This window comes from Faecalibacterium sp. An122 (assembly GCF_002160895.1).
GTDB lineage: Bacteria > Bacillota > Clostridia > Oscillospirales > Ruminococcaceae > Faecalibacterium.
The window spans coordinates 54,203-75,190 of the sequence record NZ_NFLL01000010.1 but is presented as its reverse complement, the minus strand read 5'-3'; the positions used below and the strand labels follow the sequence as shown (position 1 = coordinate 75,190).

Annotated in this window: 22 protein-coding genes; 14 read left to right on the top strand and 8 right to left on the bottom strand. The window is 63.0% G+C overall.

The window, feature by feature from the left end; genetic code table 11:
* Positions 1-107: 107 nt before the first annotated feature.
* The gene (locus tag B5E67_RS08325) at positions 108-731 is read right to left on the bottom strand and encodes a helix-turn-helix transcriptional regulator (RefSeq protein ID WP_087384629.1); all 624 of its coding nucleotides are present in this window, start codon (positions 729-731) and stop codon (positions 108-110) included.
* A gap of 370 nt (positions 732-1,101) precedes the next feature.
* Between B5E67_RS08325 and B5E67_RS08320 the strand changes: the two genes are divergently transcribed.
* The 5 genes from B5E67_RS08320 to dnaJ all read left to right on the top strand — a co-directional run bounded on the left by B5E67_RS08320 (position 1,102) and on the right by dnaJ (position 6,849).
* On the top strand, positions 1,102-1,644 hold the full coding sequence (locus B5E67_RS08320) for a stage V sporulation T C-terminal domain-containing protein (protein ID WP_087246081.1): 543 nt from the start codon (positions 1,102-1,104) through the stop codon (positions 1,642-1,644).
* Positions 1,645-1,835: 191 nt separating this feature from the next.
* Complete coding sequence (gene hrcA / locus B5E67_RS08315; RefSeq protein ID WP_087384627.1) at positions 1,836-2,891, top strand: heat-inducible transcriptional repressor HrcA; 1,056 nt, start codon at positions 1,836-1,838, stop codon at positions 2,889-2,891.
* 12 nt (positions 2,892-2,903) lie between these two features.
* Positions 2,904-3,560, top strand: coding sequence for a nucleotide exchange factor GrpE (locus B5E67_RS08310; protein WP_087246085.1), 657 nt, complete (start codon positions 2,904-2,906; stop codon positions 3,558-3,560).
* Positions 3,561-3,683: 123 nt separating this feature from the next.
* On the top strand, positions 3,684-5,516 hold the full coding sequence (gene dnaK / locus B5E67_RS08305; protein ID WP_087384625.1) for a molecular chaperone DnaK: 1,833 nt from the start codon (positions 3,684-3,686) through the stop codon (positions 5,514-5,516).
* A gap of 169 nt (positions 5,517-5,685) precedes the next feature.
* Positions 5,686-6,849, top strand: coding sequence for a molecular chaperone DnaJ (gene dnaJ, locus B5E67_RS08300; protein WP_087246089.1), 1,164 nt, complete (start codon positions 5,686-5,688; stop codon positions 6,847-6,849).
* Positions 6,850-7,166: 317 nt separating this feature from the next.
* Here dnaJ and B5E67_RS08295 read toward each other — a convergent pair whose 3' ends face one another.
* From B5E67_RS08295 to B5E67_RS08270, 6 genes are all read right to left on the bottom strand, one after another.
* Positions 7,167-7,526, bottom strand: coding sequence for a hypothetical protein (locus B5E67_RS08295; protein WP_087365159.1), 360 nt, complete (start codon positions 7,524-7,526; stop codon positions 7,167-7,169).
* A gap of 105 nt (positions 7,527-7,631) precedes the next feature.
* Positions 7,632-8,024 (bottom strand): hypothetical protein, encoded by a 393-nt coding sequence (locus tag B5E67_RS08290; RefSeq protein WP_087384623.1) that lies wholly within the window; start codon positions 8,022-8,024, stop codon positions 7,632-7,634.
* 204 nt (positions 8,025-8,228) lie between these two features.
* The gene (locus B5E67_RS08285) at positions 8,229-9,404 is read right to left on the bottom strand and encodes a DHHW family protein (RefSeq protein ID WP_087384621.1); all 1,176 of its coding nucleotides are present in this window, start codon (positions 9,402-9,404) and stop codon (positions 8,229-8,231) included.
* Positions 9,405-9,416: 12 nt separating this feature from the next.
* Positions 9,417-10,835, bottom strand: coding sequence for an MBOAT family O-acyltransferase (locus B5E67_RS08280; protein ID WP_087384619.1), 1,419 nt, complete (start codon positions 10,833-10,835; stop codon positions 9,417-9,419).
* Between the two features lie 173 nt (positions 10,836-11,008).
* On the bottom strand, positions 11,009-11,611 hold the full coding sequence (locus B5E67_RS08275) for a DUF4358 domain-containing protein (RefSeq protein ID WP_087384617.1): 603 nt from the start codon (positions 11,609-11,611) through the stop codon (positions 11,009-11,011).
* A gap of 151 nt (positions 11,612-11,762) precedes the next feature.
* Positions 11,763-12,722 (bottom strand): M15 family metallopeptidase, encoded by a 960-nt coding sequence (locus B5E67_RS08270; RefSeq protein ID WP_242956885.1) that lies wholly within the window; start codon positions 12,720-12,722, stop codon positions 11,763-11,765.
* Positions 12,723-12,820: 98 nt separating this feature from the next.
* Here B5E67_RS08270 and B5E67_RS08265 point away from each other — a divergent pair, with 98 nt between their 5' ends.
* The 4 genes from B5E67_RS08265 (at position 12,821) to B5E67_RS08250 (ending at position 15,123) form a co-directional block, all read left to right on the top strand.
* Positions 12,821-13,264: a SpoVA/SpoVAEb family sporulation membrane protein gene (locus B5E67_RS08265; RefSeq protein ID WP_087246101.1), complete on the top strand. Its 444-nt coding sequence runs from the start codon at positions 12,821-12,823 to the stop codon at positions 13,262-13,264.
* Positions 13,265-13,359: 95 nt separating this feature from the next.
* A complete protein-coding gene (locus B5E67_RS08260; RefSeq protein WP_087384615.1) occupies positions 13,360-14,379 on the top strand; it encodes a stage V sporulation protein AD in 1,020 nt (339 codons plus the stop codon).
* A gap of 2 nt (positions 14,380-14,381) precedes the next feature.
* Complete coding sequence (spoVAE, locus tag B5E67_RS08255; protein WP_087384613.1) at positions 14,382-14,738, top strand: stage V sporulation protein AE; 357 nt, start codon at positions 14,382-14,384, stop codon at positions 14,736-14,738.
* Positions 14,739-14,814: 76 nt separating this feature from the next.
* Positions 14,815-15,123 (top strand): hypothetical protein, encoded by a 309-nt coding sequence (locus B5E67_RS08250; protein WP_087384611.1) that lies wholly within the window; start codon positions 14,815-14,817, stop codon positions 15,121-15,123.
* Positions 15,124-15,129: 6 nt separating this feature from the next.
* Here the strand turns inward: B5E67_RS08250 and rpsT are convergent, their stop codons facing one another.
* Positions 15,130-15,390 carry a 30S ribosomal protein S20 gene (gene rpsT / locus B5E67_RS08245; RefSeq protein WP_087246109.1) on the bottom strand — a complete coding sequence of 87 codons (261 nt, stop codon included), beginning with the start codon at positions 15,388-15,390 and terminating at the stop codon, positions 15,130-15,132.
* A 157-nt stretch (positions 15,391-15,547) separates the two neighbouring features.
* Here rpsT and gpr point away from each other — a divergent pair, with 157 nt between their 5' ends.
* The 5 genes from gpr (at position 15,548) to B5E67_RS08220 (ending at position 20,914) form a co-directional block, all read left to right on the top strand.
* A complete protein-coding gene (gpr, locus tag B5E67_RS08240; protein ID WP_087384609.1) occupies positions 15,548-16,342 on the top strand; it encodes a GPR endopeptidase in 795 nt (264 codons plus the stop codon).
* Positions 16,343-16,399: 57 nt separating this feature from the next.
* Positions 16,400-17,515 carry a stage II sporulation protein P gene (locus B5E67_RS08235; RefSeq protein WP_087246113.1) on the top strand — a complete coding sequence of 372 codons (1,116 nt, stop codon included), beginning with the start codon at positions 16,400-16,402 and terminating at the stop codon, positions 17,513-17,515.
* 343 nt (positions 17,516-17,858) lie between these two features.
* Positions 17,859-19,247: an asparagine--tRNA ligase gene (gene asnS / locus B5E67_RS08230; protein ID WP_087384608.1), complete on the top strand. Its 1,389-nt coding sequence runs from the start codon at positions 17,859-17,861 to the stop codon at positions 19,245-19,247.
* Positions 19,248-19,335: 88 nt separating this feature from the next.
* Positions 19,336-20,391 carry an A/G-specific adenine glycosylase gene (locus tag B5E67_RS08225; RefSeq protein ID WP_204246539.1) on the top strand — a complete coding sequence of 352 codons (1,056 nt, stop codon included), beginning with the start codon at positions 19,336-19,338 and terminating at the stop codon, positions 20,389-20,391.
* Between the two features lie 301 nt (positions 20,392-20,692).
* Positions 20,693-20,914 (top strand): phosphatase, encoded by a 222-nt coding sequence (locus tag B5E67_RS08220; protein WP_087246117.1) that lies wholly within the window; start codon positions 20,693-20,695, stop codon positions 20,912-20,914.
* Positions 20,915-20,988: the final 74 nt, after the last annotated feature.

Sequence of the window (20,988 nt, the reverse complement as noted above, 5' to 3'; positions counted from 1 at the left end):
TCAGCCAGCAAAGGCAGACGGGCCTGTCAACGGCGGCGCGTATGCGCCGTTCATCTTGACCGTTGACTGGCCCGTCGGGCTTTGCTATTCCTTTTCATCCCCCTTTGTCACCGGGAATCCCGCTCCCTCTTTTTCAGGAGGACACAGCTTCCCGCGGCCAGCCCCAAAAACACCACCCCAAAAAGGAAATCGTGAAAGATCCCGCTGGGATAGGGGGCAACCCATCCTTGCCGGAAAACAAGGATGGAAAGGGCTCCCGTAATCATCGAAACCGGCATAAAGGCAATACCCATCAGGTTGAGCCAATGCACATAAAACGGCGCTTTTGCCGCCGACAGCAGCCTTCCTATAAAATAACCGGCCAGCCCGACCACCTGAATCATCATGGAGCCCCAGACGGTTTCCATGGTTTGTAGTTCATACCATCCGCCAAAGGCGCACAGCAGTCCAATGACAATCAGCGCGGTGGATGCAATATAGAGGATTCTGCTTGCCAGCTCTCTGGTTTTTTCGTCTTTGTTGTTGGCCGCCGGTTGGATGCCTTTCAGGAGATAGTCGGTCGTCACTTCAAAAAAGTCGCTCATAGTGATGATTTTTTCCAAATCGGGCGTGCTTTGTCCGCTCTCCCATTTGGAAACCGCCTGCCTGGAAACGCCGACGTGTTCCGCCAGCTCTTCCTGGGATATCCCTTTTGCTTTCCTTAAGGATTGGATTCTGTCCGCCAGGTTCATGGTCGTCTCTCCTTTCTTTTTCTGGAATCATTTTAGCAGAATATGCGGTTGCATCGCCACCACGCCGGCGTGGCAATGTGTCAACCGGCCGTTGCGCGGCCTTTCACAGGCGAAAAAGCACAAAATGCAAACCCCGATCGGTCGTTTTCCTTCTGATTTCATTGTACCACCGCGAAAGCGGCGTTTCCACCTGCCCGAGCCTTTTCTTTTCCGGAACAGAGCCAGAGAGGAGACGCAGCCCCTCCCGGGCAGCGGGTCCTCTTTCATCCGCCGGGTATCCTGCCTGTGTTTGCCCCGGCCTGTATAATTCCCACCCAATGACAAATACTATCCAGCAGAACCCAACCAACAGGAAAGCGAGGAAAAGATCATGAAAGCAACCGGCATTGTGCGCCGTATTGATGAGCTGGGCCGCGTGGTCATCCCCAAGGAGATCCGCCGCACCCAGCGCATCCGCCGCGGCGATCCTCTGGAAATCTTCACCACCGGCGACGGCGAGGTCATCTTTAAAAAGTATTCGCCCATCGGCGAGCTCCACAGCACCGCCAGCCAGTACACCGACGTGCTGAACAAAAGTTTCGCCCTGACCGCTTTTGTCTCGGACCGGGACCACATCATCGCCGTCAGCGGCGCCGGCAAGCGTGAAATCGCCGACCGCAGCATCAGCCAGCCTCTGGAAAAGCTGATGGAAAGCCGCAAGCCCTACCTCAGCGAGGGCGTGCCCGAACAGGCCGTCCTCCCCTGTGAGGGCTCGGACCGGGCCATCCTCTGCGCTTGGCCCATTGTGGCCGCCGGCGACGTCACCGGCTCGGTGGGCCTTCTCACCGACGACCGCACCGAAAAACCCGACGCCGCCCACCAGAAGGCCGTCTCGGTGGCTGCCGCCTTCCTTGCCAAGCAGATGGAGGAGTGAGCTGCGCGCCCATCCTCCCCAGGCTGTGTGCCCGTCCGCCGGGTGCACAGCCTTTTTTGCTGGAGTTTATGACAGAATTGAAAACTTTTTTCCCACCCCCTTGACACCGCCGCGGATTTGCATATAATAAACTTAGCACTCAGAACAAAAGAGTGCTAAACAAACCAGCAAAAGCAAGGAGGCAGGACAGCATGGCAATGGATGAGCGCAAGCAGCGTGTGCTGCAGGCCATCGTATCCCTCTACAGCGTAGAAGGCGAGCCAGTCGGCAGCAGCGTCCTTGCCAACTACTTCGATATGGCGGTGTCCAGCGCGACACTGCGCAATGAGATGGCGGCCCTGACGCGGCTGGGACTGCTGGAGCAGCCCCACACCAGCGCAGGCCGGGTACCCAGTGCCAAGGGCTACCGGTACTATCTGGACCATCTGCTGGACGACACCCAGCCCCTGGACCGGGTCACCCGCTCCAGAGTGGACAGCGTCTTTGCCAGCCTGGACCACGAGCCCGACCGGCTGGCCCAGGGCGCCGTCAAGGCCCTGGCCCAGATGAGCGGCTACACCGCCGCCATCAGCACCCCCTGCGCCGAGGATTTGTGCGTGGCACACTTCGAGGTGGTGCAGGTGGGCCGCAGCGCTGCGGCGGTGCTGGCAGTCACTTCCGCCGGCTACGTCCGAACCCGGGTGGCCCGGGTCCGGGACGGCCTCACCCGTGAGAAGGCCGCCGAGCTGGCCGCTCTGCTGAATCACAATCTGACCTTTGTGGCGGCGGTGGACCTGTCCCGCCGGGCGCTGGCGGAACTTTGCAGCCAGATCAGCCCGTCCCTGGTGCCGGTCATCAGCGCCGCGGCGGCCATCCTGCAGGAATCCGCCACCCCCCGGGTTTACCTGGGCGGCGAGCCTTTCCTGCTCAACTGGCCCCAGCTGGAGGGCAAGGTCCAGACGGTCCTGTCCCTCCTGAACGACGAGGCCGCGGCGGCCCGCATCATTGCGGCCCCCGCCAAGAGCACCAGCGTCCTGCTGGGCGAGGACATGGAGCCCCGCATCCCGGGTCTGTCGGTGGTCAGCTGCCGGTATCTGGTGGGCGGCGGCCTGTACGGCTCGGTGGCCCTCATCGGCCCCACCCGGATGCCCTTTAGTAAAGTCATCCCGCTGCTGGAAGCCTTTGCCGACGAACTGGGCGAAGGCATGGCCGGCAAACGAAAAGATACACCCCAGGCCGCCGTACCCCGGGCAGGCCGTAAAGCATAAGGAGGCGCGCAGATGAGCGAAGAAACCAAGAAGGCCCCCGAGGCTGAGACTTCTGCATCCCAGCAGACCGATCAGCAGCCGGTGGGCGAGGAGGCAGCGGCCCAGGAAGCCGCCGCTCCCGGCGCAGAGGATACCGCCCCTGCGGCCGAAACCGACAGCTCCAAAGAGGAGCCCAAAAAGAAAGACGGCTGGTTCGGCAAAAAGAACCGGGACACCGAGGCCCTCAAGGCCAAGCTGGACGCCGCCGAGAAGGCAGCCGCCCAGGCCAAGGATCAGCTGCTGCGGGTGGCTGCCGAGTACGACAACTACCGCAAGCGTTCCACCCGGGAGGCCGACCAGAAGTTCAACGACGGCATCTCCTACGCCGTCAACCAGATCATCCCGATTCTGGACACCCTGGACATGGCCGCCAACGCCCCCTGTACCGATGAGAACTACAAGAAGGGCGTTATCATGACCCTGGATAAGGCCGCCAAAGCCTTCCAGACCCTGCGGGTGGAGGAAATCGAGGTGCTGGGCAAGCCCTTCGATCCCAACTTCATGAACGCAGTGCAGCAGGTTCCCGCCCAGGAGGGCCAGGAGAGCGGCACGGTGGTCACCGTCTACCAGAAGGGCTACAAGCTGGGCGACAAGATCGTCCGTCACGCCACCGTGGTGGTGGCCGAATAGTCTGCCGCAGCTCCCGCCCCGGCGGGAGTCCCGATAGAATCAATCCCGTAACACATTGCGATCACTGATAAACAAACAACAAAAAAACATTTCAAGCTGAGCTTTGAGAGAGGAGCCATTTTTATGAGCAAGATTATTGGTATCGACCTTGGTACTACGAATAGCTGCGTTGCCGTGATGGAAGGCGGCGAGCCCGTCGTCATCCCCAATGCGGAAGGTGCACGCACCACCCCGTCTGTGGTGGGCTTCACCAAGACCGGCGACCGCCTGGTGGGCCAGGTGGCAAAGCGCCAGGCCATCACCAACCCCGACAACACCGTCTCGTCCATCAAGCGTAAGATGGGCACCAACGAGAAGGTCACCCTGGACGGCAAGGAGTACACTCCCCAGCAGGTCAGCGCTATGATCCTGCAGAAGCTGAAGGCTGACGCCGAGGCTTACCTGGGCGAGACCGTCACCGAGGCCGTCATCACCGTTCCCGCATACTTCAACGACAGCCAGCGTCAGGCCACCAAGGACGCAGGCACCATCGCCGGCCTGAACGTCCGCCGCATCATCAACGAGCCCACCGCCGCATCTCTGGCCTACGGCATCGACAAAGAAGAGGACCAGAAGATCATGGTCTACGACCTGGGCGGCGGCACCTTCGACGTCTCCATCATTGAGATGGGCGACGGCGTCACCGAGGTTCTGTCCACCAACGGCGACACCCACCTGGGCGGCGACGACTTCGACCAGCGCGTCATCGACTGGATGGCAGACGCTTTCCAGACTGAGAACGGCATCGACCTGCGCAAGGACAAGATGGCTGCCCAGCGCCTGAAGGAGGCCGCTGAGAAGGCCAAGATCGAGCTGTCCAGCGCCATGACCAGCCAGATCAACCTGCCCTTCATCACCGCCGACGCCACCGGCCCCAAGCACCTGGATATGACCCTGACCCGCGCCAAGTTCAACGAACTGACCGCAGATCTGGTTGACCGCACCATGACCCCCGTCCGCAAGGCTCTGGCTGACGCCGGCCTGCGCGCTTCCGACCTGAAGAAGGTCCTGATGGTGGGCGGTTCCACCCGTATCCCCGCCGTCTACGATGCCGTCAAGAAGGAACTGAACTGTGAGCCCTTCAAGGGCATCAACCCCGACGAGTGCGTGGCCGTGGGCGCTGCCATCCAGGGCGGCGTTCTGCAGGGCGACGTCAAGGGCCTGCTGCTGCTGGATGTCACCCCGCTGAGCCTGGGCATTGAGACCCTGGGCGGCGTCTGCACCAAGATCATCGAGCGCAACACCACCATCCCCACCCACAAGAGCCAGGTCTTCTCCACCGCCGCTGACAACCAGCCCTCGGTTGAGGTCAACGTCCTGCAGGGCGAGCGTGAGTTTGCCCGCGACAACAAGAGCCTGGGTGTGTTCCACCTGGACGGCATTGCACCGGCTCCCCGCGGTGTGCCTCAGATTGAGGTCACCTTCGATATCGACGCCAACGGCATCGTGAAGGTCAGCGCCAAGGACCTGGGCACCGGCAAGGAGCAGAACATCACCATCACCGCTTCCACCAACATGTCCAAGGACGACATCGACAAGGCTGTCAAGGAAGCCGAGCAGTATGCCGCTGAGGACAAAAAGAAGCGCGAGGAAGTGGACATCCGCAACGGCGCCGACCAGATGGTCTTCCAGACTGAGAAGATGCTGAAGGAGAACGGCGACAAGCTGCCCGCCGACGTCAAGAGCGAGGCCGAGAGCAAGCTGGCCGACCTGAAGAACACCCTGCAGTCCGGCAGCATCGACGACATCAAGGCCAAGCAGGAGGCTCTGAGCCAGGTGTTCGAGCGGATGTATCAGTCCGCCGCAGCCGCCCAGCAGGCCGCCGGCGCCAACCCCGGCCCCGATGCTGGCAGCAGCAACAGCAACAACCAGGCCAACGATGACGGCGTCGTGGACGCCGACTTCAAGGAAGTCTGAGAATAAAATGCACTGACACCCCGGCCAAACCGGCGGGGTGCACAGGCTGAAAGGAGGGCGCGGCCTCTGGCCGCAGCCCCTGGACATGGCAAAGCCGCTCCGGTTTTCCCCGGGGCGGCATTTGCCGGTTTTAGAGCCAGCGCGGCTGGCAGGCGAGAGGTGAGTGGAAATGGCACAGGAGAAACGTGACTATTACGAGGTCCTGGGTGTGTCCAAGACGGCCACGGACGAGGAAATCAAAAAGGCCTACCGGAAGCTGGCCCTGAAGTACCACCCGGACTACAACCCCGGCGACAAGACCGCCGAGGAAAAATTCAAAGAGATCAACGAGGCCCACGAGGTCTTGTCCGACCCCGACAAGCGCAAGCGCTATGACCAGTTCGGCTTTGCGGGCGTCGACCCCAACTACGCAGCCAGCCAGGGCGGCGCAGGCGGTTTCGGCGGCTTCGGCGGGGTGGACCTGGGCGACATCTTTGGGGATATTTTCGGCGGCGGCTTCGGCGGTTTCGCCGGCGGCGGCGCCCGCTCCAACCCCAACGCCCCCCGCAAGGGCCAGGACATCCGGGTGCGGATCACCCTGAGCTTTGACGAGGCGGTCCACGGCTGCAAGAAGAACATCACCATCACCCGGCAGCAGACCTGTACCGAGTGCAACGGTTCCGGCGCAGCCCCCGGCACCACCCCCGAGGTGTGCCCCGACTGCAACGGCCGCGGCTACACCGTCCAGCAGCAGCGGACCCCCTTCGGCGTGATGCAGAGCCAGCAGCCCTGCACCCGCTGCGGCGGCAAGGGCAAGCTCATCAAGACCCCCTGCAAGGTCTGCCATGGCAGCGGCCGTGTGGCCACCAAAAAGACTCTGGAGGTCAATATCCCCATGGGTATTGACGACGATCAGAGCATTGCACTGCGGGGCATGGGCGACGCCGGCACCAACGGCGGCCCCGCCGGCGATGTCATCGTGATGGTCACCGTCCGGCCCGACGATCTGTTCCAGCGGGACGGCTACGACGTCTGGGTCACCATCCCCATCACCTTCAGCCAGGCGGTTCTGGGCGACAACATCACCGTCCCCACCATCGACGGCAAGGTGGAGTATAACCTGCCCGAAGGCACCCAGAGCGGCACCACCTTCCGGCTGCGGGGCAAGGGCATTCAGTACCTGAACGGCCGCGGCCGGGGCGATATGTACGTCAAGTGCGACGTGGAAATCCCCAAGAAGCTGAACAAGACCCAGCGGGAGGCCCTGAAGAAGTTCGAGGGCACCCTGAAGGAGGACAACTACGAAAAGCGGAAGGGCTTCTTCCGCAAGCTGAAAGACATCCTCAACAAGTAATCCCCCAAAATCGCAAAGACCCCGAAAGGCAGCGCTGCCCTTCGGGGTCTTTTTTGCAGGAGTTTACAGGCTCTGGAGAGGCCCTTGGTTCAGGGACGGGACTTTTTTCCCGTCCAAACCAAAGCGCCCCTCCAGGCCGCCGGACAGGGCGCAGGGAAGGGGGCTGGCCCCAGCAGCACAACCGGAGGCCTATGCCGGCCCTTTGCGGCGGCTGCAGCGCGGCGGCACCGGGGAATCGAAAGCATAAAAAGAGGGCGGCGGCCCCGCCCCAAAGGGAGGACCGCCGCCTGTTTAGGTCTTTGGTGGAATTGCAGAGGTTAGACGGTGGCGAATGCGACAGCCGACACAACCCAGCCCAGGGGGCTGCCGATGGAAGCGGCAGTAGCCAGAACGCTGCGGACGCAGTTCAGGACAGAGGTGGTGGTGTAGTTCAGCCAGGTGTCAACGCCCTTCTCCAGGTCGGTGCCGATGTTGCCGGTCTTGTTGGCAGCATACCAGCGGCGAGCGCCCAGCAGCTGATCGATCCAGTTGTACAGAAGCAGGCCGCTAACAGCCAGGGAGATGCCGCCGCTGATCAGAGCAGCAACGCTACCAGCGTCAGCGCCGCCGGTGGTATAGGTCATCTCGTCTTCCGTCATGAGGTTGTAATTAGCGGGCATACGAACGGTCATTTCCATAATGATGCTCCTTTTCTTTGCAAAGATTAGGCTATTGTGAACGGTACATTCCAGCCTTCGACTGGATGAGAGTTCCAGCAGAAATGCAACCGTTTGCAAACCAAATCAGGTGAAGATCAGCAGCGGGATGCTCAGGGGCCACAGGCCCACCACCGCAACGGCCGCCACCAGATCACGGGTAAAGTAAGACAGCGACTTGGACATATCCGCGCCCAGGTCATCCACTGCCTTGCCCAAAATGGTGAAGATGTTGCCCTCCGCGTTGTCATCCAGCCAGCGGTTGGCCTGCTGAATGCCCCAAATGTAGCTGGTCGCCAGCACAGCAACGCCCACAATGGTGGCAATGGTGCCCATGGCATTGATGGCAGAGGCGGTGGTGTCCACCACGCTGTCCACGGCGTTGCCGACACTGTCCACAATACCGCCGCCAGTCAGATAGACCATCTCGTCCTGTGCAACCGGGGCGAAATGTTCCGGGTAACGGATCGCATCTTTCATAGGTCAAATCTCCTTTGCTGATCGGATACCGGCGGGTTTTCACCTGCCCGCAAAACAGATTCTCCCACACCTTTTGGGTTCAATCCCATTTTACCACATTGTGAGAGAATGCTCAAGAGTTTCCTTGAAAAAAGTGTGAAATTTAGGCGGTTTTCATAATATTGTATAGCATTCTTTGTGGAAAGACGCCCCATCTCGATTTTTTCACCCTTCAATCCCGGCCCGGTACAGGTAGGGATCGCTCTTGAAACTGTCAAAACTGTACAAAACCAGAATCTGGTCATAGTCGTTCTGGTCAATCAGGGTATCCAGGCCGTAGTTGTAGTTCCGCAGGTCCACCACGTCGATGTCGGCATAGTTGGCGGTCAGGAAGGGGACAAAGGAGTTGGCATAGCTGTCCTTGATGACCAGGATGCTGCCCTCGCCGTCGCCCTCCACCCGGCTCATGCCGTTGTTGCCGTGGAGGAAGGCCGCATATTTGTCGTAGACCTCCAGCTTGGACAGATCGTACAGGCCGGTGGTGTTGCCCGCCTCGGGCATGCCGGGCCCCGTGACGGTATAGATGGTCAGGGGGTTGTCCAGCTGGTAATAGGTCAGGGTGTCGGGCTGGGCGTTCCAGGTGCGGGCCCGGGAATAGAAGGTGCCGTAAAAGTCAGGCACTTCCACCGCCTGGTGGGCCGACAGGTCAAAGGGCGTCAGGCCCAGCAGGCTGCACAGCTGGCTGTAGGCATAGTAGGTGCCCTGGGTAGTCCAGTGGTGGTCGGTGCGGTAGTAGATATACTCGTCCCGGTGGTCGGACAGGGTCTGCGCCACCGACACGAAGGTGCCGCCGGCCTCCTCCACCGCCGTCTGAATCTGCTTCAGGTAGACCGTTTCGTCCAGCAGGGGAGCGCCCACCGGCACCCGCTCGGGGTAGATGGTGGCCGCCGAGGGCACCACCATGGTGTAGACTTTGCCGGGATAGCGGGAGGCCAGGGAGGTCACTGCGGCGATGTTCCGGGGCAGGGTCCGCTCCTCGCTGGACACCAGGCCGAAGGTCCGGTTGATCATCTGGCCCTCGTCCCCCAGCAGAACGCCGCCGCTCTGGGTCTTTTGGAACAGGGCCGTCTCCACAAAGCTCTGGAGGCTGATCCAGCCGTCGCGGCCGGGAATCTGGTCCTTGGTGTACTGGGTGTAATTGTTGAAAAACTGGTTCAGGCCCTTGGCCGTCAGCAGCTGGGTGGTAATGGCGGGGCGCTGGGTCAGGGTGGTGTTTTCCAGCTCGCTGACCTGACGGTCAGGGGTCAGCAGGTCCAGCACAAACACGCCCACAAAAAAGACGCTGAACAGGATCAAAACTGGGTAATGGATCAGCCCGCCGCGTTTTTTCTTTTGTTCCATGGTGCGGCCTCCTTAGAAGTTGAAGTAGAGGAAGGGGCTGTTGGTGCTGCCCACCACATAGGCGGTGGAGACCACCAGCAGCAGGGCCACCGTCAGCACCCTTGTCCAGTTCCGCCGTTTGAGCAGGTCCCAGACCTTCTCGATGAGGGGGGTGCAGCAGATGGCCGACACCACCAGCAGGACGCCGTAGTTCCGGAGGAAGTACACCGGCGACACGCCGCCCGAGGGGATGAACAGCTTCTGGAACAGCAGGCCGAACTGGACGCCGGCGTCATTGCCCACAAACATGGCCCAGCCCACCACCACAAAAAACAGGGTGTAGATGTGGGGCCAGATTTTGCCCTTTTGCAGGTATTTCAGGAGGAACAGCTTTTCCACCGCCAGCAGGACGAAATAGTACAGGCCCCAGCAGATGAAGTTCCAGTTGGCGCCGTGCCAGATGCCGGTGAGCAACTCCACGATGAACAGGTTGAGGATCTGGCGGCGCAGGCCCTTGCGGTTGCCGCCCAGGGGGATATACACATACTCCCGGAACCAGCCCGACAGGGTCATATGCCACCGCCGCCAGAACTCGGTGATGGAGGCGGAAATATACGGATAGTTGAAGTTCTGGGGGAACTCAAAGCCCATCATCTTGCCCATGCCGATGGCCATCATGGAGTAACCCGAGAAGTCAAAGTACAGCTGGAAGCTGTAGGCCAGGATACCCAGCCACACCAGCGGGGTGGAGGCGTTGGCCAGGCCCACAAAGGTCACCGAGGCGTCATCGGCGATGCCGATGATGTCGGTCCAGAGGGTGCCGATGGCGTCGGCCAGCAGCACCTTTTTGGCCAGGCCGAAGGTGAAGATGGTCACGCCCTCCTCAATCTGGGCCAGGGAATAGCGGTGCTTGTAGACGTGGAGCTGGGCGGCCACATCCCGGTATTTGACGATGGGGCCGGCGATCAGCTGGGGGAACATGACCACATAGGCGCCGAAGTCGATGATGTTCTTTTCGGCCAGGACGTTCCGCCGGTAGACGTCAATGGTATAGGACAACGTCTGGAAGGTGTAGAAGCTGATGCCCAGAGGCAGGACGCTGATGCCCTCGATGGGGGCAAAGCTTGTCCCCAGCAGGGCGTTGGCGCTTTCCAGCACAAAGTTGGTGTATTTGAAGTAGAACAGCATCCCCAGGCTGCCCACCAGGGCCACCGCCAGGAGAATTTTCCGCCCCAGAGGGCGGCGGTCAAAGAGGGCGATCCCCAAACCGCACAGGTAGTTGATGAGGATCAGGCCCAGCATCACCGGGAAAAACCGGACTTCGCCCCAGCAGTAGAACACCAGGCTGCACAAAAACAGGACGGTGTTCTTGGCCCGGGCGGGGGCAATATAATAGGCCGCCAGGGTAAAGGGCAGAAAATGAAACAGGAAGATGATCGAACTGAATATCAAGGCCGTATCTCCTTACCAGCAGGGTGGGTGTGGGGCCATTCTCGTGAGAACGCCTGGGTCAAATAAGAGCCGATGCCGCGGGGGCATTGACTCAGGGACTGCAGCAGATTTCCCGCCGGGCAGGGCCCGGGCGCCGGTCACGGCGGCTCGAACCCTATCGCGGGGGCAAAATCTTACTGTGCGTATTCGTTCATCACGTCGTCCACGGCCTGACCCAGGTCAGCGGTGGCCTCGTTGGAGGCGATGACCATGACCACCAGGTTATCCCGGCCCGAGATCACTGCGTTTTCCACGTTGCTCTGGGCCTGGGCAAATTCGGAGTAGTTGCCGTAGAAGGCCACCTGGTCCTCCTTGTAGGTCTGCAGCTGCTCGCAGATGGCCTCGGACTTGCCGGCGGCGGGCTGAATCACCAGCACCAGGCCGGCGTCGCCGTTGTCATTGCTCTTGATGCCCTTGTAGCTGGCCACGTCCTCGGCCGCCAGGCCGAAGTCGTACTCGATGTTCATGGCCGAGATCTCAAACTGGTTGGAGATGGGGTTGGCCTCCAGCAGCTGGTCCGCAATGGCCGACAGCTGGTCGGAACCGTTTTCCGCATTGTTCGGAGCGGCCGTACCCGCATCATCGGTGCGGGTCTCGCCGGCGGCGGCGGAGGCGGGGGCAGACGCCGCCGAGCTGGCGGTGCTGCTGGCATCATCGGAAGATCCGCCGCAGCCTGCCAGCAGGGCAGCGCAGAGAATCAGTGCAGTCAACGAAAACAAGAAATTACGTTTCATCATAATATTTCCTTTTCCTTCTCTCGATTGTATCGTTGGTGCGCCCGGGGCGCAGCGCTACGCATACAGGTTTTTGCAAACCATGACTATCTTATCATATCAAACTGCAAAATGCAATCCGGGCCAAAACTTTCACACCCCGTTTCCAGGGTCTTTACACCGCCGCGGCGATCTTCTGCAGCTCGGCGATATACTGCTCAAAAATCAGCCCGCTTTCGTTGATTCGGGCGGCGTTTTCGGGGCCCACATAGCGCCAGTGCCAGGGCTCATAGGTGATCTCGGTGACGGCCTCGGCCTCCTCTCCCTTGGGGTAGCGGAGGATGAAGCCGTACTGTTCGGCGTGCTCGCACAGCCAGGCAAAGGCGGTGGTGTTCTCAAAGCCGGTGTCCAGGTCGGTGAAGTCGGGGCAGTTCAGGTCGGCGGCCAGGCCGCAGTTGTGCTCGGAATATCCCGGAGGGTTGACGATGCCGGCGGCCAGCTCCCGGGCGGTGGCTTCATCGTAGCCCTGGTTCAGGTACTGCTGGGTTTTGTTGTTGTACAGGGTGGTCTGGTAGGACACACTCCGGTAGCCGCTCTGCATCCAGATGGTGACGCCGTCGGCGGCTGCCGCGGCCTGCATCTCCAGGAAGGCGTCGGCGGCCTCGGTCTGAAGGGTCTTGTTGATGGCGGTGGCCGAGCCGCACTCCTTGGTGTCGAAGGTGTAGTCCTCCGGCGTGGGGGAGTCGTGGTTCACCAGCACCATCCGGGAATCATTCAGCATGGCCTGGGCCTCGGCGGCGGTGAGGCCCAGAGCGTTCTGGGGCACTGCCGGGGCCGAAGAAGCGGCCTGGGAAGAGGAGGACGCCGCCGGGCTGTTGTTCGAGCCGGACGCCGCCGAGCCGGCGGGCTGGGTGCTGCTGGCCGGTGTGGTGGTGGAGGCGCTGGAGGCGGCGGCCTGCATCCGGGTGACGGCGAAGGAGACGCCTCCCGCCACCAGGGCCAGGGCACAGAAAAAGACGGTGAGGCGCCGGGCCGCACGGCGGCGGCGACGGCGGCGGATTTCGGCCCGGGTCAGTTTGCGGCGCGGGCGGTGGGACGGATCATTGGGCATAGGAGCCATAGGCTGCTGCTGCATACAAAAGACCTCTCTGTTCTGAAATGTAGAATCTGGTATAATCACGCCGCACCTCGGGCAGACTATCTGCCAAACAGACGAGTGAGGCGAACGGTTTTATGCATCTGTCAAGCGAGGAATACGCCCGCCGGGTTCAGCAGGCCGGGCCGCCGTCCCCTATAGTGCGGGACTGCCTGTGGGCCTTCTGCGTGGGCGGAGGCATCTGTCTGCTGGGGGAATGGTTCCGCCAGCGGTATCTGGCGGCGGGGGCCGACCCCGACACCGCCGGCACCCTCACCAGCTGCACCCTGATCCTTTTGTCGGGGCTGTGCACCACCCTGGGGTGGTACCAGAAGCTGGCGGCCCGGGCCGGGGCGGGAAGTCTGGTGCCCATCACCGGCTTTGCCAACTCGGTGGTCAGCGCGGCCATTGAGTTTCAGTCCGAGGGCCGGGTCACCGGCACCGGGGCCAAGATGTTCACCATCGCCGGGCCGGTGATTGTCTACGGCACGGCGGCCTCGGCGGTGTACGGACTCATTCTGTGGCTGGCGGGCCTCATATAGAGGATACGTCCAGTGGATGGAAAATATTGCAAAAACAAGGCGAGAGATTTGATTTTCTCCGCCCTGGGAAACATCCGAAAGGAGTGGGGCATTCCATGGCGCAGCGGCACGGCGACACCCTGATTTTCTCCGCGCCGCCGGTCATCGCGGCACACGCGGCGGTGGGCGGCAAAAAGGAGAGCCGCAGCCCTCTGGCCGAGGGCTTTGACGAGCTGAGCCGGGACAACCGCCTGGGCCAGAAAACCTGGGAGGCGGCCGAAAAGGTCCTGCAGCTGCGGGCCGGCCGGCTCTGCCTGCAAAAGGCGGGGGCCGCCGAGCGGTCGGTGAACCTGGTTCTGGCGGGGGACCTGCAGGCCCAATGCACCGCCTCCAACTACACCATGCGGGAGCTGGACATCCCCTTTGCGGGGGTGTTTGGGGCCTGCAGCACCATGGCCGAGGCCCTGGGTCTGGGGGCCGCCCTCTGCGCCGGCGGGATGGCCGAGGGAATCCTGGCCATGGCGTCGGGGCATTTCTGCGCCGCCGAGCGGCAGTTCCGCACCCCTCTGAGCTACGGCGCCGTCCGCACCCCCACCTCCCAGTGGACCGCCACCGCCGCGGGCTGCTGCCTGCTGCGGCCGGCGGGGCCGGGGGTTCTGATCCGGGCCGCCACCTTTGGCCGGGTCCAGGACTACCGGGTGCGGGACATCAACAACATGGGGGCCGCCATGGCCCCGGCTGCCGCCGCCACCCTGCTGCACTATCTGGCCGACACCCACACCCAGCCCGCCGCCCTGGACTGCATCTACACCGGGGACCTGGGCCGGGTGGGCAGCGATCTGCTGGCCCAGCTGCTGGAAGCCGAGGGCATCGGCCCCTACCATCACGAGGACTGCGGCTGTCTGCTCTACGGATCGGACCCCCAGGTCCACAGCGGCGGCTCGGGGCCGGGCTGCTGCGCCAGCGTCCTGTCGGCCCACATCCTGCCCCGGCTGGAATCGGGCGAGCTGAAACGGGTGGTGTTCATCGCCACCGGGGCCCTCATGAGCCAGACCACCTTTCTCCAAAAGGAGAGCATCCCCGCCATCGCCCATCTGGTGGAGCTGGCCGCCCCCGCCGCAGCACAGGAGGAATGAACATGCAATACGTCTGGGCCTTTCTGGTGGGGGGCAGTCTCTGCGTCATCGGGCAAATCCTCATCGACCGCACCAGCCTGACCCCCGCCCGCATCCTCACCGGCTATGTGGTGGCCGGAGTGATTTTGTCGGCTCTGGGGCTGTACGGCCCTCTGGCCGAGCTGGCGGGCAGCGGCGCCACCGTCCCCCTGCTGGGCTTTGGCCATCTGCTGGCCAAGGGCGTCCGCCAGGCGGTGGAGGAACAGGGCCTGCTGGGCTGCCTCACCGGCGGCCTGCAGGCGGGGGCCGCCGGCATCGCCGCCAGCCTCCTCTGCGGACTGGTCTTTTCCCTCATCGGGAAAAGCCACGACCAAAACTAATCACAGCATCGACATACAGCGCCCCTTTTTTCCGTCCGGCTGCGCTATGCTGGGAGGAAAAAGGGGGTTTTTACATATGAGAAACATCCGTTCGGTCTGCCGTTATGCCGCCGGGGCGCTGCCCTGTCTGCCCTCCCTGTACTGGGCCGCCGGGGGACTGGCCCGGGCCTTTGGGGGAGGGGAACCGGGCTTTGGGCCTGCCGCTCTGCTGCTGGCCGGCCTGGTCTGCCTGGGGTACGCTCTGGGCTGGCTGTTTTGCCCCGAAACCGCCGTTCCGGCCGGGCCCGACGGCCTGCTGGAAAACCCCACACAAACAACAAAAGCCCTCCTGCCGAATACATGGCGCGGAGAGCTTTGCTCGTCAATCGTATCGAACCAGTCGTGAACGGCTTTAGACGGCCTTGTTGGCGCGCTTGGCCAGACGGCTGATCTTGCGGGACGCGGTGTTTTTCTTCAGCACGCCTTTGGCGCGGGCCTTGTCGATCGCGGAAACAGCAGCCAGGACAGTTGCGTCCTTGTCAGCGGCTTTGGCATCGATGGCAGCGTTTGCCTTCTTGACGACTGTTTTCAGGTTGGTCTTAATGGCCTTGTTGTGAGCCTGCTCTGCAGCAGCCTGCACGACGCGGTCCTTCTGAGATTTGATGTTAGGCAATTCGTTCCACCTCCTTGGCTACCTATAACAGCGCATCTTATGATACCATATTCGCCGCATCTGCGCAAGCTTTTTTTGAAATTTTGTTTGAAAAAAATTTTTTTGCCCACACTTTGGCCAGAACAAGGCCTCCCAGAGGGCCAAAGGAGGACACAATATGCGATCTACCGACATGGCGGACGAGCTGTTCGGCGCCCGGCAGGAGGCCGGCAGCGCCGCCGGGGTGCGTCTGGCCACCATGCGACAGGGCGGGGTGGTGGTGACCCGGGTGGAGATTGCCCGGGACGGCCTGGCCCGGCCCCGGGGGCGCTACGTCACCCTGGAGACCCCCAGCGTCAGCCTGCTGGACGAGCGGGACAACACCGTCATCGAGCTGGCGGCGGCCGAGCTGGCCGACCTGCTGCCCCCGGAAGGGCCGGTGCTGGTGCTGGGGATCGGCAACCGCCAGGTCACCGCCGACGCCCTGGGCCCCCGCACCGTCCAGCACGTTCTGGTCACCATGGGGGCGGGCCACGGCCTGCCCATCCGGGGCATCCGGCCGGTGGCGGCCATGGCGCCGGGGGTATCCCAGGCGGCGGGCATCAGCCTTCAGGCCCTGGCGGGGGCATTGGTGCGGGCGGTCCGCCCCACCGCCCTGATCTGCGTGGACAGCCTCTGTTCCTCCGAGCCGGAACGGCTGGGCCGCACCATTCAGTTTTCCGACACCGGGCTGGCGCCGGCCAGCCCCGACAATCCCCGCCATCTGGACGCCGCCGCCCTGGGCCTGCCGGTGATTGCGGCGGGCATCCCCACTTTAATGGAGGCGGAGGAGAGCAAGGACCTGGTGGTCATCCCCCGGGCCCTGGACAGCGTCATTGCCCACGGGGCCGCCCTGCTGGGGGCCGCCATCAACCGGGCTTTGCAGCCCCGTCTCACCGTCAATCAGCTCTGCTGGCTGTCCAGTCAGGCATAACCGCCGCCCCGCCCGCATAGAACAGATAGTAAGTCATGCGGGAAGGGAGGCAAACGGATGCAGGAAAACCACCATGACCCCCAGGGCGGCCGCGCCGGTTCAGGGACAGGCTGGGCGGCGCTGGGGGCGGCTGCGGTGATGCTGGCCCTGACCCTGTGGGGGCGGGGGATTGCCCTGACGCTGGCGGGAACCCTGGTGGGGCCGGTGCCCGCCCTGCGCACCGCCTTTGCCCTCAGCCCGGCGGGGCAGGCCGATTCCGCCGGGAGCACGGCGGACAGCATGGCGGCCTCCTCAGCGGCAGAAGCTGTCCCCGACACCTCCATCGAGCAGTATCTGGTGGAGCTGACCCCCGACGACCAGAAGCCCGCCGACGCCGGCACCGTCATCGAGACATCCTACGGCCAGGGCAGCGGCGAAAAGTACATCGCCTGCGACGCCGGCACCATCAAGAACAACACCAGCGTCTCCTCGGCGGAGGTGGCCGCCGAGATCCAGAACCCGCTGCCCTTCAATGTGGAGCTGAACAGCGCCCAGCCCCAGGTTCTCATCATGCACACCCACGCCACCGAGTGCTACCGGCCGGCGTCGGGGCTGTGGTTTGCCCCCGGGGACGGGGCCCGCACCACCGACCGGGCCAACAATATGTGCGCGGTGGGCCGGGTGATGGCCGACACCCTCAACGCCGCCGGCATCAACACCCTTCACGACGAATCCCTCAACGACTATCCCAGCTACACCGGCAGCTATTCCAACAGCCGGGCGGTGGTGCAGCAGTATCTGGCCCAGTACCCCAGCATCAAGGTGGTGCTGGACGTCCACCGGGACGCCATCGAAAACGACGCCGGGGCCCGGATGGCCCCGGTGGTGGAGATCAACGGCCGCAAGGCCGCCCAGGTCATGCTGATCTGCGGCTGCGACAACGGCTCCACCGTCTCGCTGCCCAACTGGCGGCAGAATCTGCGGTTTGCCGCCGCCTGGGAATCCGCCATGGAGGGGATGTACCCCGGGTTCACCCGGCCGGTGCTGTTCAGCTACCGGTTCTACAACCAGGACCTGACCACCGGCAGCCTGCTGATCGAGATCGGAACCCACGGCAACAACCTCAACGAGGCCCTCTACGCCGGACAGCTGGCGGCCAACGCGCTGGTGTCCCTTTTTGGCGGCGCGGGTTGACAAACGTACGCAGTTATGCTATAGTGCCACTATCTGAAAAGCCTTGATCGGGAAAAGTACCTCCCCCCACGACGGCACAGAGAGCAGGCGTTGCTGAGAGCCTGCCCGCAGGGGAAGGGAACGAACACCCGGGAGCTGCAAACTGAACCCCGCCCCGCGGGCAGTAGGTGCGCCGCCCACCCCAGCGTTACCAGGGGAGTGCTTCGCCGCATGGGGCGGCGCGAGCATACGAGACCGGCCGCCGGCCGGTGAATTCAGGTGGCACCGCGGACATTACAAGACAGCTTGTTCGCCCTGGAGTACGGGGAGAAAGCTGTCTTTTTACTTTTCAGGAGGTATCTTTATGGAACGCACCGAGATTGCATCCCTCTACCGCGAGACCCCTGCCGACGGCACCGTCCTGACCGTCTGCGGCTGGGCCAAGAACATCCGCGACAGCAAAAACATCGGCTTCATCGCCCTGTCGGACGGCGGCTGCTTCAAGACCCTGCAGGTGGTCTTTGAGGCCGCCAAGCTGGCCAACTACGAGGAAGTGGCCCACGCCGGCCTCTACACCAGCATGCAGGTCACCGGCCGCCTGATCCTCACCCCCGGCGCCAAGCAGCCCTTTGAGCTGAACGCCGACTCCATCCAGCTGCTGGGCGCCTGCCCCTCGGAGGAGTATCCCCTGCAGAAAAAGAAGATGAGCATGGAGTATCTGCGCACCATGCCCACCCTGCGCCCCCGCACCAACACCTTCAACGCAGCTTTCCGGGTCCGCAGCGTGGCCGCCTACGCCATCCACCGCTTCTTCCAGGAGAACGGCTTTGTCTACTCCCATTCGCCCATCCTCACCGGTTCGGACTGCGAGGGCGCCGGCGAGATGTTCCGCGTCACCACCCTGGACCTGGACAACCTGCCCAAGACCGAGGACGGCCGCACCGACTACAGCGAGGACTTCTTCGGCCGTCCGGTGAACCTGACCGTCTCCGGCCAGCTGGAGGCCGAGGCCATGGCCATGGCCTTCGGCAAGGTGTACACCTTCGGACCCACCTTCCGCGCCGAGAAGAGCTTCACCACCCGCCACGCCGCCGAGTTCTGGATGATCGAGCCCGAAATGGCCTTCTGCGACCTGTCCGGCTACATGGACGTGGCCGAGGCCATGACCAAGTACGTCATCCGCTATGTGCTGGACAACTGCCCCGATGAGATGGACTTCTTCAACAAGTTCATCGACAAGGGCCTCATCGAGCGCCTGGAGCTGGTGGCCGGCAGTGAGTTCGGCCGCATCACCTACACCGAGGCCATCGAGATCCTGAAGGAGAACAACAAGAAGTTCCAGTACCCGGTGGAGTGGGGCGTGGACATCCAGACCGAGCACGAGCGCTATCTGACCGAGGTGGTGTTCAAGAAGCCGGTCTTTGTCACCGACTACCCCAAGGAGATCAAGAGCTTCTACATGAAGCAGAACCCCGACGGCAAGACGGTGGCCGCAGCCGATATGCTGGTGCCCGGCATCGGCGAGCTGATCGGCGGCAGCCAGCGTGAGGAAGACTACGACAAGCTGGCCGCCCGCATGGACGAGCTGGGCCTGGACAAGGCCAGCTACGACTGGTATCTGGACCTGCGGCGTTTCGGCACCGTGGAGCACGCCGGCTTCGGCCTGGGCTTCGAGCGGATGCTGATGTACCTCACCGGCATCCAGAACATCCGGGACGTGCTGCCCTTCCCCCGCACCGCCTACGGCATGTAACCCATCTGTCACCCCGTCCGGCCTGTACGTCCATCACGTCCAGACCGGACGTTTCTTTTTTCATTTTGCACCATGGAGGACCACGCCTGTGGAAAACATTGCCCCCGCCCTTTTGGACTGGTTTAACCAGAACCGCCGCTCCCTGCCTTTCCGGGACGACCCCACCCCTTACCACGTCTGGGTCAGCGAGATCATGCTGCAGCAGACCCGGGTGTCGGCGGCGCTGCCCTATTATGAGCGGTTCATCGAGGAACTGCCCGACATCCCGGCCCTGGCCGCCTGCCCGCCCGAACGGCTGGACAAGCTGTGGGAGGGCCTGGGCTACTACCGCCGGGTTCACAGCCTGCAGAAGGCCGCCCAGGTGGTATGCGAGCAGTACGGCGGCGCCCTGCCCGCCGACTACGACGCCCTGCTGGCCCTGCCCGGGGTAGGGCCCTACACCGCCGGGGCCATCGCCTCCATCGGCTTCGGGCTGGCGGCTCCTGCGGTGGACGGCAACGTCCTGCGGGTGTTTGCCCGGCTGTACAACGACCCGTCCCCCGTCACCGACGCCGCCGTCAAGCGGACCTTCACCCAGCGGGTGATGGCCCACCAGCCCCCCGACAACCCCGGGGACTACAACCAGGCCCTGATGGAGCTGGGCGCTCTGGTCTGCCTGCCCGGAGGCGAGCCCCTGTGCGGCCGGTGCCCTCTGGCCGACCTGTGCCAGGGCCGGAAGGCCGGCACCGCCCTGGAACTGCCCAAAAAGGCCGAGCCCAAGCCCCGCCGGGTGGTGCCGGTGACGGTGCTGCTGATCCGGCAGGAGGGGACCGGGGCCTGGCTGCTCCAGAAGCGGCCCGAGACCGGCCTGCTGGCCGGCCTGTGGCAGCCCCCGGCCCTGGAAGGGGTCTGTCTGGAGGGTCCCGACGCCGTCCGTCAGGCGGCCGCCGGGCTGGGCCTTGTGCCCGGCAGCGATGCGCCCCGGCCCCGGCCCGCCGCCAAGCACATTTTCAGCCATGTGGAATGGCATCTCAGCGGCTGGGTGATGACCCTGCCGGCTCAGCCCGCCCCGGAGGGCTGCGTCTGGGCCAGCCGGGAGGACCTGGAGGGCCGCTACGCCCTGCCCGGGGCCTTCAAGGCCTACCGCAAGGTGTTGCTGGGATAAATTTCCAGAAAGGCAGGACGAGGCGTTGGTCAATATGGAATACTTTTCGGAGGCAGGCAACGGAAATTTTGTGGATTCCGGTTGTAATTTTGTTCGACAGCGGGTATAATAGAGTTATTCCGGGGGCAGAACACTTCGGCCCCCGCCGGCTGGGAGGGTATTTCAAATGTCTCTCGTCATTCAAACTTCCATCCATATCTTTTCAGCACTGACTGGAATGCTGAAAATCGCGCTGTACCTTGTCTGCCGGTACAATGATTTGAAAAAACGCTTGATGCGTAAAAAGGAGAGTGCTCAACCTATGAAGAAATCCTGTCTGATCGCCGTCGTCGCTGCGCTGGCCGCCGTGGCTGGCGCCCTGGTCGCCGTGGCTGTCTATCTCCGCCGCCGCGAGAAGGAACTGGACGAATACGAGCGTCTGCTGTTTGGTGAGGACGAGGCCGTCCCCGCCGATGTCGATGACACCGACGCTGCCCCCGCCACCGAGGCTGTGGAGCAGGCCGACGAGGACACCGCAGAGTAAGTTTCGAAGGCTCTGCGCAGAAAATCTGCCAAGATGCATGCAGGGCGCACCGTGGAAGCCTTTGACCGGCTTCT